Raw genomic sequence first — 14393 nt, 5'->3', positions numbered from 1 at the left:
CCGCGATTCGGCGCAGCGTGGCCGCCTATCCTGGGCGCGGGCGGCGACGAGGGGGAGTAGGTGCTGGTCATCCACGGGCTGTGGTCGCCCGGCGACGGCTCGACCACCGGGCTCGCCGTCTGGGCGGAGGACAGCGCGGCGCCGCCCGTACCGGCCCGTGCCGGCCGGGCATCCCGGGAGCGCCCGCACCCGTTCGCGGCAGGGCACGCCGACCTGGCCGCCGTCCTCGCCGACGCCGCCGAGCCGGCCCGCCCGGACACCGCGCTGCTCACCCTGCCCACCCGGGCCGGCGCGCCGACCGACTCACCCGAGCTGATCCGGACCGCCGTCGCACCCGCGGCCCGCGGCCGGCTCACCCTGGCCGGTTGGCGGGTCCCCGTGCTGGTGTACGCCCCGGACGACGCGCTGTCGCTGCTGCGCGCCCTGGACGAACTCCCGGCGGTGCCCGGGGCCACCCTGCGTCACCTCGCCGAGTTGGCCGACTTCGCCGCCGACCTGGTGACCCGTGGCCGCGTGCTCCCCGGCGTCCGCACGACGGTGGGTTCCCGGATGTCCGGCGATGCCGCCTCCCGGATGGCCGACGATCCTGCTTCCCGGATGCCCGGTGATGCTGCTTCCGGGATGTCCGGCGATGCCGCGACGGCGGCGTCGGGCTTAGCGCTGGCGGGCGCTGACGTGCAGGTGCCGGCGCGGGCGGTCTGGCGTCCGCTGCTGACCGGCACCGACGCGGGCTGGGCGCGGTCGCTGGCGCTGGCCCTGCCACCAGCCGCCCGAGCTGCCGTCGTGCCGGCCGCCATCGCCCCACCGACCATCGGTCCGGCCGGCACCGAGCTGAGCGCCGCCGAGTTGGTCGCGGATGCGCTCGACGCGCTGACCGACGCCGCCGCGCGGGCTGCCCTGGCGACCACCACCCTGGCCCGAGGGCTGCGGCCGGGCGGCCCGGCGCCGGCCTGGTTGGCCGCGCTCGCCGGCCCTCAGCGTGACTTCACCGTCGACCCGGCGGCGTTGGCCACCCTCCAGGCCGAGCTGGACGTCTGGCAGCGCGACGCTGCCGGTGGCCCGGTGCGGGCCAGTTTCCGCCTGGTGGAACCGGCCCCCGACGAGGTCACCGAACCGATCCTGGCCACCCGCCCGGCGCCGGCCGACAGCGTGCCGGCCGACAGCGTGCCGGCGCCGGTGGAGCCGACCGGTGGCGGGCGTTGGCGGCTGGAGTTCGGGTTGCAGGCGGCCGACGAGCCCGGTCTGCACGTCGACGCCGGTCAGGTCTGGCGGGCGCCGCAGACGCTCGGCGGCCTCGCCGGCCGTGCGACCAGCCCGCAGGAGACCCTGCTCGCCGAGTTGGGCCGGGCCAGCCGGCTCTGGCCCGACCTGGACGCCGCGCTGCGCACCGCCGCCCCTGAGGCGATGGAGCTTGACGTCGAGGGGGCCCACCGGTTTCTCAGCGAGGGCGCCCCGGTGCTGCACGCTGCTGGTTTCGGGGTGCTGCTGCCCTCCTGGTGGCAGCGCCCGTCGGCGCGGCTCGGCGCCCGTCTGCGCGCCCGCAGCCGCACCGCGCCCGGCACGGTGGGTGGTGCCGACGCCGGTGTTGGTTTGGACGCCCTGGTCGACTACCGCTGGGAGATCGCGCTCGGTGACCAGCCGTTGTCCGCCGAGGAGTTGGCGGCGCTGGCCGAGATGAAGACCCCGCTGGTGCGGCTGCGTGGCCGGTGGGTGGAGCTGGACCCGGGGCGGCTCGCCGCCGGTCTACGCCTGCTCCGCTCTGCCGGCGAGCTGACCGTCGTCGACCTGCTCCGCCTAGGGCTGGCCGACGGCGAGGCCACCGGCGCGCTACCGGTGCTGGAGGTGACCGCCGACGGGGCACTGGGCGACCTGCTCGCCGGTGCGGTCGAACGACGGCTCACCCCGATGGACCCGCCGCCGGGCTTCCAGGGGACGCTGCGCCCGTACCAGCAGCGGGGGTTGGCCTGGCTGGCTTTCCTGCGTTCGCTCGGCCTGGGTGGTGTGCTCGCCGACGACATGGGGCTGGGCAAGACCGTGCAGCTACTCGCGCTGCTCGCCGGGGACCCGCCGGAGGCCGGACCGACCCTGCTGGTCTGTCCGATGTCGCTGGTCGGCAACTGGCAGCGGGAGGCGGCGCGGTTCACCCCGGGGCTGCGTGTGCACGTACACCATGGGGCGGAGCGTGCGCGGGGGGCGGAGTTCACGGCGGCGGCGCACGGCGCGGACCTGGTCCTCACCACCTACTCGGTGGCGGCCCGCGACGCCGTCGACCTGGCCGGCATCGACTGGCACCGGGTGGTGGTGGACGAGGCGCAGGCGATCAAGAACGCGTCGACCCGGCAGGCCGAGGCGGTCCGTGCGCTGCCCGCCCGGCAGCGGGTGGCGGTGACCGGTACGCCGGTGGAGAACCGGCTCGCCGACCTCTGGTCGATCATGCAGTTCGCCAACCCGGGCCTCCTCGGGCCGGCCGCGACATTCCGCAAGCGCTTCGCCGAGCCGATCGAGCGACACGGCGACGCCGAGGCCGCCGAGCGGCTCCGCCGAATCACCGGCCCGTTCGTGTTGCGCCGGCTCAAGACCGACTCGTCGATCATCTCGGATCTGCCGGAGAAGCTGGAGATGGAGGTGCTCTGCAACCTCACCGCCGAGCAGGCCGCCCTGTACCGGGTGGTGGTCGACGACATGCTCACCCGGATCGAGACCAGCGACGGCATCGAGCGCCGCGGCCTGGTGCTGGCCACCATGACCCGGCTCAAGCAGGTCTGCAATCACCCTGCCCAGCTGCTCCGCGACGGCTCTGCGCTGGAGGGCCGCTCCGGCAAGCTGGCCCGGCTGACCGAGATCCTGGAGGAGGTGCTGGCGGCGGGGGAACGGGCGCTGCTGTTCACGCAGTACGCCGAATTCGGCGCGATGCTGCGCGGCCACCTGTCGGCGCGGTTCGGCCGGGAGGTGCTGTTCCTGCACGGCGGGCTCGGCAAGGCCGAGCGGGACGCCATGGTGCAGCGCTTCCAGTCGGCGGACGGGCCACCGCTGTTCGTGCTCTCCCTCAAGGCCGGTGGCACGGGCCTCACCCTGACCGCCGCCAATCACGTGGTGCACGTGGACCGGTGGTGGAACCCGGCCGTGGAGGACCAGGCCACCGACCGGGCCTTCCGGATCGGGCAGCGCCGACGGGTGCAGGTCCGCAAGTTCGTCTGCGCCGGCACCGTGGAGGAGAAGGTGGCCGCGATGATCGCGGACAAGCGCAACCTCGCCGAGCGGGTGGTCGGCACCGGCGAACAGTGGATCACCGAGTTGTCCACCGGGCAGCTGCGTGAGCTGTTCGCCCTGGAGGCCGGGGCGGTGGTGGAGTAGTGAGCGAGCGGAGCGCTGGCGTGAGTACGGACCGGTTCGCCGACTACGGGCGCCCCCGCCGGGTCGACGGGGGTCTGCGGGCACGCAGCGCCCGGGGCGCGATCGGCCAGTCCTGGTGGTCCCGGCGTTTCCTGGAGGTGCTGGAGTCGTTCGCGCTCGGTACCCGGCTGACCCGGGGTCGGTCGTACGCACGGGCCGGTCAGGTGCTCACGCTCGACATCACACCCGGACGGGTCAACGCGGTGGTGCAGGGCTCCCGGCCGCAGCCGTACCAGGCGTCCATCGCGCTGAAGCCGTTCCCGGCCGCGCTCTGGTCCCGGATCGAGACGGAGTTGGCCGGGCAGGCGTTCTTCAGCGCCCGGCTGCTCGCCGGGGACCTCCCCGACGAGCTGGAGGAGCTGTTCGTCGCCGCCGGCGCACCGCTCTTCCCGGCCGGCGTGGACGAGCTGACCCAGCGGTGCAACTGCCCCGACTTCGCGGTGCCGTGCAAGCACCTCGCGGCGACGTTCTACCTGTTGGCCGAGGCGTTCGACGCGGACCCGTTCGAGCTGCTGCACTGGCGCGGCCGGTCCCGCGCGGAGCTGCTCGATGAGCTCCGCGCCCGGCGGGCCGAGACCACCGGTGCCGCCCCGTCATCCGAACCGGTCGACCCACCGTCCGAACCGGACGGTTACGGGTCTGCGGTGGACGTTGTCGCGCCGGTCGGCGCGGCCCGTGCGCTCGCTGGGCTGTCGGCGACTCCGCTGGCAGCGGCGGCAGACCGGTTCTGGTTGCCGCCGGTGCCGCTGCCAGATCGGCCGCCCCGACTGGTGACCGGCCCCGACCTGCTGCTGCGCCAGCTCGGAGCGCCAGCCCCGGCCATCGGTGGGCCGGGCCTGCTCGAACGGCTGCGCCGCGCGTACCGGGCGTTCGGCCCGGCCGACCGGTGAGCCGCCGTCACGTCCACCGGCGGCGGAACCGCCACATGATCGCGGCGTTGGCCACCAGCACCACCGCGCAGATCGCACCGGTCAGCCGACCGGCGAACACGGCTATCGCAGGCAGCGACGCCCACAGCACGATGGTCAACAACATCAGATAGCGGCCCCTGCGGGCCCGGACCCGGTGGTCCATCCGGGCGAAGAAGGCCGGGTCACTCTCCCGGAGCTGACGGGTGATCTGGTCGAACCTGCGCTGATCCTCTTTGCTGAGCATGGCGCTGCCTTCCCCTCACGCGTCCAGCGGTTCGGCGGCATACCCGTTGCGGCGGCGGCTCACGCTCGCCCGCTGCTGCTACTTTTCCTTCGCGCGAGGGAGTCTCATGTCCGGCTTACCTGAACCTTAAGTTTGCCTGTGGTGGCGAACGGCGCGGAAAGTGTCGCGTAGGGCGGCGTGGTCCGATCCGTGCCCGGCTGCCGCGCGTACGCCCTGATGGGAGAGTCCGCGTACGTCCCCGGCCCGCCGCCTGTCGCCGTTGCCGCACTGAGCGCTGTCTTAAGTGACCTCAGGAGGGTGTTCGGCCCACCTTGAAGGCCCCTGGGGCCTTGGTTACTTTGCCGTAGCAACCCCCTCAGGCAACAGTCGCCGCACCTGCCGCACCTGCCCGGTCGCAGCTTTCGGCGCTCATCAGAAATCGGGATTGGTACATGGCCGACCAGAATGTGCCACCACGTCGACCGCGGGACGACCGCGGTTGGGACGGACGCCAGCACCACAGCGCGGACGGTTACAGCGACCCCAACGCATCGACGCCCTACGGGTACGACTCGCCCCACCCCTACCAGGGCGGCCACCCGGCGCAGGCCGACCCGCGTGAGCAGTACGGCGACGGTTACGCGCACACCGGACAGCCCGCCCCCGCCCCGCGCGGACCGCAGTGGGTCGGCCCGGAAGGTCTCGGCCGTCCGGCCCCGGCGCGGCCCGCCGGCACCGGACTGCCCACGCTGGACGATGACGACGAACCGGGTCGCAAGGTCGGCCGGCGCAAGGCCATGGTGGCCCTCGGTGGCACCGCTGCCGTCGTCGCCGGTGGCGCCGCGCTTGCCATGACCCCGCAGTTCCGCGGCCTCTTCGGCGACGAGGCGGCCGGCGACGCGACCGGCAGCACGGTGACCGACGGCACCGCGGCGCGGCCCAGCGGCCAGCAGCCCAGCACGGTGCGTACCTACACCGAGCAGAACGAAAGCTACATGGGCTCCCGGGCCGGCGAGGCGCTGAAGAAGAACGCGCCGACCGGTGGACGGACCTTCTCCGGCCCCGCCGCGGCCGCGGCGGCGACCCAGGTGACCGTGAAGACGGTGCTGGCCAAGGACCCGATCCTGCACCTGGCCCGGCGCACCACCTTCGGGGCGACGCCCTCGGTGGTCTCCGACATCAAGAAGCAGGGCATCGACGCCTGGATCCGCGCCCAGCTGGACCCGGACAAGCTCGAGCCGAGCAAGGCCGAGCTGAAGCTCGCCGAGCTGCCCACCCAGAAACTCACCGTGCAGCAGCTGCGCGACCAGCGGGACAAGCTCAACGAACAGGGTGCCCAGCCGGAACGCGAGATGGTCGACGCCACCATCGCCCGACAGATCTGGTCCAAGCGCCAGCTGTTCGAGGTGATGGTCGACTTCTGGAACGACTTCCTGCACGTCGCCGCGGACTTCGACGGCGGCGAGGTGTACCGCAACTCGTTCGACCAGGACGTCGTGCGCCAGCACGCGCTGGGCAGCTACCCCGAGATGCTGGTCGCCGCGAACAAGCACCCCGCGCTGCTGATCTACCTGAACCAGAAGGACTCCCGCAAGGACGCGATCAACGAGAACCTCGCCCGGGAGAACCTCGAGCTCTACTCGGTTGGCGTCGATGGCGGCTACAAGGAGCCGGACGTCCGGCAGGCGGCCATGCTGCAGACCGGGCGCGGCGTCGACGACAAGGGCAAGTACGTCTTCCGGCCCGAGCAGCACTACGTCGGCAAGGTGAAGATCCTCGGCTTCAGCCACCCGAACAACTCGGCGGACCCGAAGAAGGCCGAAGCGGCGATCGACGCGTACATCACCTACATCGCGATGCACCCCTCGACCGCGAAGTACGTGGCGCAGAGCCTGGCGACCCGGTTCGTCTCGGACACCCCGCCGAAGTCCCTGGTGGACCGGCTGGCCAAGACGTACACCACCAACAAGGGCATGATCAAGCCCGTGTTGATGGCGTTGTTCTGCTCCTCGGAGTTCTGGGCCGGTGTGGGCCAGAAGGTGCGCCGGCCGATGGAGTACATCGTCGCCACGTACCGCACCCTGGGCGTCTCGCCGGATCCGTCGCCGACCGACAACAACGGCGACAACAAGCGCACCCCGTACGCCCGGGGCCTGCGGCAGATCCACGACAAGCTGCGCGAGCTGGGCCACTACCCGATGGGTCAGCCCACCCCGGACGGCTACCCGGACGTCTACATCGCCTGGACGTCGGCCGGCACCATGGTCAACGGCTGGAACGAGGCGGGCGAGATCCTCGCCGGCTACCGCACCGCCTTCACGTACACGGCACCGGAGAAGCTGGTCGGCAAGCCGCCGGCCACCGCCGGGGCGTACGTGGACGCCCTCTCCCTGCGGCTGGTGGGCCAGAAGCTGAGCACGCGGGAGAAGAACCTGATCCTCGGCGTGGCCGGTGTTTCGGCGACCGCCAAGGTCGACGCCACGTTCAACGGGGCCATCACCGCCGTCGCGCGGGCGATCCTCGCTTCCCCCCAGCACCACCTCCGGTGAGGCACCCGATGGAGAAGACTGTGTACAACTCTTTCCCCCTGCACCCCGAATGCCCCGACGCGCGGCGGCTGGCCGACAACCCGGCCGAGGCGTTCCTGCGCGCGGAGGCGGACATCGTCGCCGCCGAGAACGCCGCCGAGTTCGACCGCTACCGCACCCTGGAGAACCTGGAGGAGGCCCAGCAGGACGGCCGAGGCGTCACGCGACGGACCTTCGTCGCCGGTGCCGCGGCCACCGCCACCGCCCTGGCCACCGCCCAGTTCGTCACCACCTCGGCGTCGTTCGCGGCGACCAAGACCGGCACCCTGATCCACGTCTTCCTCTACGGCGGGCTGGACGGGCTGAGCCTGATCGCGCCGGACAACGACGCGGTGCTCGCCAAGGCCCGCCCCGACCTGCTACTCGGCAACGACTCGCTGGCCCTGGGCCGCGGCTTCAAGCTGACCAGCGCGTTCAAGCCGCTGGAGAAGTGGCTCACGGCCGGTCAGCTGGGCTTCATCCCAGCGGTCTCCGACGAGCGGCTGTCGCGCAGCCACTTCCAGGCCGCGGACGCCTGCAACCTGGGCGGGCTGCCCAACGAGACCGGCGGCCGGGGTTGGCTGGATGGTCTGGTCGACAACCTCGGCAAGGGCACCGCGTTCCGCAGCGTCGGCATCGGCAGCACGCTGCCGCGCTCGCTGGTCGGCAACAACGGCGCGCTCTCGCTGAACAACGTCGGCTCGCTGCGGCTCAACGGCGACGAGCGGTTCCGGGCTGCCACCGAGAAGGCCATCAAGGGACTCTTCACCGGGATCAACCACCCGGTCGAGGAGGCCGTGCAGGAGGGCATGGGCGCGCTGGCCACCGCCCAGAAGCTCGCCGCCAAGCCGTACCAGCCCGCCGAGGGCGTCAAGTACGAGGGCGTCGGCAACGCGTTCCAGCAACTCGCCCAACTGATCAAGGGCGGCGCCAACGTCCGGGTCGCCACCGTCGGCATGGGTGGCTACGACACCCACGAGAACCAGGGCACCCGTGAGGGCGGCCAACTGCACCGCCGGTTGAACGAGTTGGCCAGCGCCATGGCCGCGTTCTTCACCGACCTCGGCCCGCAGGCCGCCGACGTGACGATCATGGTGTCCAGCGAGTTCGGCCGCCGGGTCGGCTCCAACGGCGGCGGCACCGACCACGGGCACGGCGGGGTGGTCACCCTGCTGTCCGGCAAGAAGCTGGCCGGCTCGCTGCTCGGCACCTGGAACGGCCTGGACAAGCTGGACTCCGGTGACGTGCCGGAGTACAACAACATGTTCAACGTCTACGGCGCAGTGGCGCAGGGTCGGTTCGGGCTCACCAACGCGGAGGTCGACAAGGTCTTCCCCCGCCAGAAGTACGCCCCGATGAAGCTGTACGCGTGACGCATTCGCACACCCACGCCGCCGGCCGTCGTACCGGGACCTCGTCCTGGCACGGCGGCCGGTCGGCTGCGCCCGTATCCCCGCAGATCCCGGCCCGGCGCGGACCTGGCGGCCGGCGGTTGCTGGCCGCGCTGCTCCTGGTCGGCCTGCTCGCCAGCGTGCTGCCGTGGTGGCTGGGCACCCCCGCCGGTTCGATGCGGAGCACCGCGGCCACCGTCACCGCGGCGGGCCGAATCAGCGGCCTGATCGCCGGCTACCTGCTGCTGGTGCAGGTGCTGATGATGAGCCGGCTGCCGGTGCTGGAGCGGTGGATCGGCGGCGAGCAGATGGCCCGCTGGCACCGCGACATCGGTGCCACCCTGCTGGTCGCCGTGCTGGCGCACATGTCGCTGATCCTCGTCGGCTACGCGGACCTGCGTAACCAGTCGGTCCTCGCCGAGGTCGGCACGCTGCTCGGTGACTACGAGGACATGGTGTCGGCGTTCGTCGCCGTCGGCATCATGATGCTGGTCGGGTTCAGCAGCATCCGGGCGATCCGGCGGGCGCTGCCCTACGAGCTGTGGCACGCGCTGCACCTGTCCAGCTACCTGGTGCTGCTGCTCGGCTTCGGTCACCAGTTCACCCACGGCGCGCAGTTGTACAAACCCGGTCCGGTACGCACCGGTTGGATCGCGCTCTACCTGCTGGTGGTCGCCGCCCTGCTCTGGGGTCGGGTGATCGCTCCGCTGGCGTTCAACCTGCGGTACCGGCTGCGCGTCGCCGACGTGGTCGCCGAGAGCACGGACACCATCTCCATCTACCTGACCGGCAAGCGGCTGGACCGGCTGGCGATGCTCGGTGGCCAGTACTTCCGCTGGCGCTTCCTCACCCGCGGCTGCTGGTGGCAGTCACACCCGTTCTCCGTCTCCGCGGCGGCGAACGGCCGTTGGCTGCGTCTCACCGTCAAGGTCGTCGGCACGCATACCGCCGACCTGCGCGACCTGGACCCGGGCACCCGGGTCTGGGCGCAGGGCCCGTCGGGCACCTTCACCGCCGCGCACCGGGTCCGCGAGCGGGCGCTGCTGATCGCCGGCGGCAGCGGCATCACCCCGATCCGGGCCATGCTGGAGGAGTTGCCGCCGGGCGCCGCCCTGATCTACCGGGCCCGTACCCCGGCCGACGTGCTGCTCAGCCGTGAGCTGGACTGGTTGGCTCAGGAGCGCGACACCTCCGTCTGGTACGTCATCGGCTCCCGCGACGACCCCGGCCCCCGTCAGCTGATGAGCCCGGACGGGTTGCGTCAACTGGTGCCCGACGTGGCCCGGCGCGACGTCTACCTGTGCGGGCCGCCCGGGCTGGTGGAGCAGTCGGTGCGCGCGCTGCGCCGAGCCGGTGTGCCTCGCCGGCAGATCCACCTGGCCACGTTCGAGTTGTAGGAAGGGCATTCCATGCGTCGCGCATTGCTCGCGATCACCGGCCTGGCCGCCAGCACCACCGCGCTGGTGGTGCTCAAGGGTTCACCGGGCACCACGCCGGTCGCCCAGGACCTGCCAACGGCCGAGGGGGTCGTCCCCACCCCGCAGGCTGTCGACCCGAGCGTCGACCCGGACGCCGGTCCGGCGGGCGCGACGCCGAAGCCGTCGGGAAGCGCCGACGCTCCCGTGTCGCCCACGCCGAGCAGGACCACCGCCCGCCCGTCCGGCACCCGCACCACGGCGAAGGCCCCCACCGCACCTCGGACCACCAGCAAGGCACCCCAGCCGAGCACCCGCCGGGTCACCGGACCCCCGGTGGTCACGGCCGACAAATACGGGACTGTTCAGGTGCAGATCGTCGTCTCCGGTAGCCGGATCATCGAGGCCGTCGCGCTGTTGCTGCCCAGCGGGGGCGAGTCCGACATCCACAGCGGCGACGTCCGCCTCAAGTACGACGGCACCGGCGGCGAGGTGGTGCAGAAGCAGAGCGCCAACGTCGACACCGTCTCCGGTGCCACCGAGACCAGCAACTCCTACAGGCAGTCCCTGCGGGCCGCCATCGAGCAGGCGTTCTGACGTGCCAGCCGCGATGACCCGACCCGGGCTGTGCCGGGTCGAGCAGATCATGGGTACGGCGATCACCCTGGACCTCGCCGACGACCTGCCACCGGCGACCCTGCGTGAGTTGGCCGACCAGGTCTTCGCCTGGATGCGCGAGGTGGACGCGCGGTTCAGCACGTACAAGCCGGACAGCGAGGTGTGCCGCTTCGACCGGGGCGAGGTGCTGCTCTCCGAGGCGTCCGCGGACCTGCGGTTCGTGCTGGAGGCCTGCGCCGACCTGTGGGGTGCCACCGACGGGTTCTTCGACGCGTACGCTACCGGTCGGCTCGACCCGTCCGGGTTCGTCAAGGGCTGGGCGGCCCAGGTCGCCTCGGATCGTCTGCTCGCCGCCGGGGCCGCGAACCACTGTGTGAACGCCGGCGGCGATGTGCGGGTGCGCGGCTTTTCCCCGTCGGGGGAGCCGTGGCGGATCGGCATCCGGCATCCGTGGGAACCGATGGCGACCTGCCTGGTGCTCGCCGGCACCGACCTGGCCGTCGCCACGTCCGGCGTCTACGAGCGGGGCCGGCACGTGGTGGACCCGCGCCGGAGGGTGCCGGCCGCCGGGCTGCGCTCGGTCACCGTGGTCGGCACCGACCTCGGGGTGGCCGACGCGTATGCCACGGCTGCCCTCGCCATGGGGGTCACCGGCCTGGGCTGGCTGGACCGCCAGGAGCACCACACCCACGCCGTAGTAACCGACGAAGCACGCCAGTACCACTCCGCCGGCCTCCCGCTGACGAGCTGATCCCCATCCCCGCGATCGTGCAGTTTCGGCCGCTCGTTTGTCCCGAAAGCGGCGATTGTCGGGACAGGCAGTGCAAGATCGCGGAGGGAAGTGACGGGCTAGCGGAGCGGGCGGTTGGTGCCGGCGGGCCGGGAGCCGGTGGGGCGTGGACGGCCGGGGCGCGAGCCGGACGGCCGGGTGCCGGCCCACCGGTGCCGTGGGTGGCTGCGCCGGGGCGGTTCGGTGCCGCCGGGATGAGCCGCTCTGTCGTCCGTGGACATCGTTCCCCCGTTCGTGGCGCGCGTTCGCGCCGTCCCCCTGTCAACGAGGACCGGCGCCCCGGCGACGCTGTCGGGCACCGGATGGAATCGTCGGCCCGGGCTGTCTCACATGCCTCGTCGGGGCAGTGGCAGGTGACCGGGGAGCAGGTCGGGGGCGAGCGTCACCCCCGTGGCGCGCAGCGCCCCGATCAACGTGTTCTGCACGAGGTACGAATCTGGAAGTTGCCAGCGGGCCTGCTCGGGGGCGACCGCCCAGCGGACCGTCCCCTCCGGCAGTCGGGTGGGCGGCGCGGGGATCCACGAGCCCGGCCCGTGCCGGACCACGTGGAAGCAGTGCTCCAACTCGGGCCGGAGCGGATCGCCGGGACGGACCAGGAACATCCACCGCCCGGTGGGGGTGACCAGCACCGGGCCGCGTACGCCGGTGCCGGCCGGGTGGATCTGCACCGCGTCGAGCACGTGCCGGCCGAGGTGGGCGGGCACCTCCAGCACGTCGAAGGCCCGGCCGGTGGGCAGCAGCACCCCGTGTGGACGGTTGCGCCACCAGGTGGCCACCCGGGCCGGGTCGGCGCTGGCAGCCAACTCCCAGTTCTCCAGGGCGGGGTGGCAACCCACGGTGGGACAGCCGGCCCGCCCGCAGACGAAGCGGCTGCGGGCCAGACAGGCCCCCGGGGTGACCTCCCAACCGTGTGCGGCGTACCGCATGGCGACCCGGCGCAGCCGGACCCGTTCCAGCGGCGACAGTTCGGCGACGCGCGGTGCGACGTTCCCCCACATGTGTGCCATCTCCCCTCGTGTGGCCCGGCGAATGCCAGGTCGCAGTTCGAGCACCGTCACTGCCGTAACCCACGATCGTTGAGGTTGACGAACGGCCCGTGCAACTTGCACGAAAAGTACGAGGACTGGCTGTACGGCTGACGTACATCGTGTGCGACCAGCGAAAACCTGAAGACGAACGACGGCCGCCGCACCCGCGGAGATCGCCCCGACCCGATGGGTCGCCGGCGGCAGGGGAGGGATGGGGAGATGGACGAGCTACCCATAGGACGGCGAGTGGCCTATTGGCGGGGGCGCCGCAAGATGTCGCAGCAGGTCTTCGCCGATCGGTTGGGCAAGTCCAAGAGCTGGGTGGACAAGGTCGAACGCGGCGTCCGCCGGTTGGACAAGTTCTCGGTCCTCTACGAGATCGCCGACATCCTCCAGGTAGACGTGCAACTCCTCATGGGCAAGGATCCCGAGCGCCGCACCGACGCGCTGAACTGCATCGACCAGGTCGAGGTGCAGGAGATCCGGGCGGCGCTGGAACGCTACGACTCGATGAGCGCGTACTTCGACGCGGCACCCTGCCCGCCGCCGCTGGACGGCATGCGCAAGGCCGTCAACCACGCCTGGCTCACCTACCAGTACGGCCGCTACGGGATGCTCACCCGGGCGCTGCCCAAGCTGCTGCGCGACGCCCAGGCGGCCGACGCCGCGTACGGCGGTGAGCAGGCCGCCGAGGCGGCGCACCTGCTCGGGCAGGTCTACCAGATCGCCTCCTCGGTGCTGCGCAAGCTCGGCGAGTGCGAGCTGGCCTGGTTGGCCGCGGACCGGTCGATGGCGGTGGCCCAGCGGGCCGACGACCCGCTGCTGGCCGGCATCGCCACCACCCGGGTGTGCAACGCCCTGGTCGCGATGGGTCGGGCCCGTCCCGCGCTGGAGCTGAACGTCCAGATCGCCAACCGGCTGGCACCGGGCGGGAGCAACGAGATCTCCCCGGCTCGGCTCTCCGTCTACGGAATGTTGCTGCTCCAGGGCGCGATGGCCGCGTCCCGCATCGGCGACTCGGCCAGCGTCGATGACCTGATCAACTGTGCGCAGGAGGCCGCCACCCTGCTCGGCGGTGACCACAACCATTACTGGACGTCGTTCGGCCCGACCAATGTCGAGCTGCACCGTGCCGCCGCCGCGGTGGAGCTGGGCGACGGGGGCCGGGCCGTGGAGGTGCACCAGCTGCGCATCGCGGAGCCCTCGTTCAACGCGCTGCTGCCCGAACGCCGCGCCCACCACCTGCTCGACATCGCCCGCGGGTACGCCCAGATCGGCGACGTGGCGAACGCCGGCGAGATGCTGCTGCTTGGTGATCGGCTCGCTCCGTCGGAGATCCGTTGCCGGCCGATCGCGCACGAGGTGATGTCGGACATCCTTCGTCGCACACGTGGTGCGCCGCCTTCTCCGGTAGCGGAGTTGGCTGAGCACATGGGAGTAGGGGTATGAGCGCGGAGCCGGTTTGATGGCCGGTTCACCGCACAGCAGCGGGCATCGCGAGGTGCTCTACGTCATCGCCTGCGGTTCGCCGCTGGCACGGCACGTCGGTCGTCTGGTCGACCTTGCCCAAGAGGATGGTTGGGACGTCTGCGTGGTCGCCACGCCGGACGGGGTCAAGTTCATCGACCAGTCGGCCCTGATCCGGCAGACCGGCCACCCGGTACGGACGCACTACAAGAATCCCGGTGACCCGGACGTGTTGCCGCCCGCCGACGCCATGATCGTCTGCCCGGCCACCGTCAACACGGTCAACAAGTGGGCGGCCGGGATCACCGACACCCTCGCGCTCGGGCTGCTGGTCGAGGCGCAGGGCAAGGGCGTCCCCATCGTGGCGGTGCCGTACACCAACGCCGCGATGGCCTCCCACCCGGCGTTCCGTGCCGGGATGGCCCGGCTGGCCGAGTGGGGCGTCACGGTGCTCTTCGGTGATCACGTGATCGCCCTGCATCCGCCGGGAACGGGGGAGCAGCACCTGCACGCCTTCCCGTGGGCGATGCCGCTGGCCGCGCTGCAAAGCGTCTCCTGGAGCGCGGCCTAACGCTCGCGACCGGGCTTAC

Annotated in this window: 11 protein-coding genes; 9 read left to right on the top strand and 2 right to left on the bottom strand. The window is 72.0% G+C overall.

Features of this window, described 5'->3' with window-relative positions:
• The first annotated feature begins 60 nt into the window (after window positions 1-60).
• A complete protein-coding gene (locus tag ABZT18_RS27325) occupies window positions 61-3354 on the top strand; it encodes a DEAD/DEAH box helicase (RefSeq protein ID WP_355252837.1) in 3294 nt (1097 codons plus the stop codon).
• Between the two features lie 20 nt (window positions 3355-3374).
• Window positions 3375-4283: an SWIM zinc finger family protein gene (locus tag ABZT18_RS27320; protein ID WP_354996869.1), complete on the top strand. Its 909-nt coding sequence runs from the start codon at window positions 3375-3377 to the stop codon at window positions 4281-4283.
• A gap of 7 nt (window positions 4284-4290) precedes the next feature.
• Here the strand turns inward: ABZT18_RS27320 and ABZT18_RS27315 are convergent, their stop codons facing one another.
• Window positions 4291-4548 (bottom strand): DUF3040 domain-containing protein, encoded by a 258-nt coding sequence (locus tag ABZT18_RS27315; protein WP_354996870.1) that lies wholly within the window; start codon window positions 4546-4548, stop codon window positions 4291-4293.
• A gap of 431 nt (window positions 4549-4979) precedes the next feature.
• Here ABZT18_RS27315 and ABZT18_RS27310 point away from each other — a divergent pair, with 431 nt between their 5' ends.
• Genes ABZT18_RS27310 through ABZT18_RS27290 form a run of 5 tightly spaced genes read left to right on the top strand, consistent with a single transcriptional unit; the run spans window position 4980 to window position 11269 of the window.
• Complete coding sequence (locus ABZT18_RS27310; RefSeq protein WP_354996871.1) at window positions 4980-7076, top strand: DUF1800 family protein; 2097 nt, start codon at window positions 4980-4982, stop codon at window positions 7074-7076.
• Window positions 7077-7084: 8 nt separating this feature from the next.
• Entirely contained in the window at window positions 7085-8467 is a 1383-nt protein-coding gene (locus ABZT18_RS27305; protein WP_354996872.1) for a DUF1501 domain-containing protein, read from the top strand.
• Window positions 8464-9882, top strand: a complete 1419-nt coding sequence (locus tag ABZT18_RS27300) for a ferredoxin reductase family protein (protein ID WP_354996873.1) — start codon at window positions 8464-8466, stop codon at window positions 9880-9882. The genes ABZT18_RS27305 and ABZT18_RS27300 overlap by 4 nt, the downstream gene beginning before the upstream one ends.
• 12 nt (window positions 9883-9894) lie before the next feature.
• Window positions 9895-10497 carry an FMN-binding protein gene (locus ABZT18_RS27295; RefSeq protein ID WP_354996874.1) on the top strand — a complete coding sequence of 201 codons (603 nt, stop codon included), beginning with the start codon at window positions 9895-9897 and terminating at the stop codon, window positions 10495-10497.
• Window positions 10498-10546: 49 nt separating this feature from the next.
• Window positions 10547-11269, top strand: a complete 723-nt coding sequence (locus ABZT18_RS27290; protein WP_354996919.1) for an FAD:protein FMN transferase — start codon at window positions 10547-10549, stop codon at window positions 11267-11269.
• A 365-nt stretch (window positions 11270-11634) separates the two neighbouring features.
• Here ABZT18_RS27290 and ABZT18_RS27285 read toward each other — a convergent pair whose 3' ends face one another.
• Window positions 11635-12306: a bifunctional DNA primase/polymerase gene (locus tag ABZT18_RS27285; protein ID WP_354996920.1), complete on the bottom strand. Its 672-nt coding sequence runs from the start codon at window positions 12304-12306 to the stop codon at window positions 11635-11637.
• Between the two features lie 249 nt (window positions 12307-12555).
• On the opposite strand from ABZT18_RS27285, the gene ABZT18_RS27280 reads away from it, so the two are divergent.
• Both ABZT18_RS27280 and ABZT18_RS27275 read left to right on the top strand, forming a co-directional pair.
• Entirely contained in the window at window positions 12556-13785 is a 1230-nt protein-coding gene (locus ABZT18_RS27280) for a helix-turn-helix domain-containing protein (protein ID WP_354996875.1), read from the top strand.
• A 16-nt stretch (window positions 13786-13801) separates the two neighbouring features.
• Window positions 13802-14374 carry a flavoprotein gene (locus tag ABZT18_RS27275; protein ID WP_354996876.1) on the top strand — a complete coding sequence of 191 codons (573 nt, stop codon included), beginning with the start codon at window positions 13802-13804 and terminating at the stop codon, window positions 14372-14374.
• Window positions 14375-14393: the final 19 nt, after the last annotated feature.

The organism is Micromonospora sp. NPDC005291, from assembly GCF_040607415.1.
Taxonomy (GTDB): Bacteria; Actinomycetota; Actinomycetes; order Mycobacteriales; family Micromonosporaceae; genus Micromonospora.
This window is presented reverse-complemented; position numbering and strand designations above follow the sequence as displayed.

Coding starts and splice junctions, on each gene's coding strand:
- ABZT18_RS27315 (WP_354996870.1), bottom strand. CDS start 4,548: ATGCTCAGCAAAGAGGATCAGCGCAGGTTCGACCAGATCACCCGTCAG.
- ABZT18_RS27310 (WP_354996871.1), top strand. CDS start 4,980: ATGGCCGACCAGAATGTGCCACCACGTCGACCGCGGGACGACCGCGGT.
- ABZT18_RS27305 (WP_354996872.1), top strand. CDS start 7,085: ATGGAGAAGACTGTGTACAACTCTTTCCCCCTGCACCCCGAATGCCCC.
- ABZT18_RS27295 (WP_354996874.1), top strand. CDS start 9,895: ATGCGTCGCGCATTGCTCGCGATCACCGGCCTGGCCGCCAGCACCACC.
- ABZT18_RS27290 (WP_354996919.1), top strand. CDS start 10,547: ATGGGTACGGCGATCACCCTGGACCTCGCCGACGACCTGCCACCGGCG.
- ABZT18_RS27285 (WP_354996920.1), bottom strand. CDS start 12,306: ATGTGGGGGAACGTCGCACCGCGCGTCGCCGAACTGTCGCCGCTGGAA.
- ABZT18_RS27280 (WP_354996875.1), top strand. CDS start 12,556: ATGGACGAGCTACCCATAGGACGGCGAGTGGCCTATTGGCGGGGGCGC.
- ABZT18_RS27275 (WP_354996876.1), top strand. CDS start 13,802: ATGGCCGGTTCACCGCACAGCAGCGGGCATCGCGAGGTGCTCTACGTC.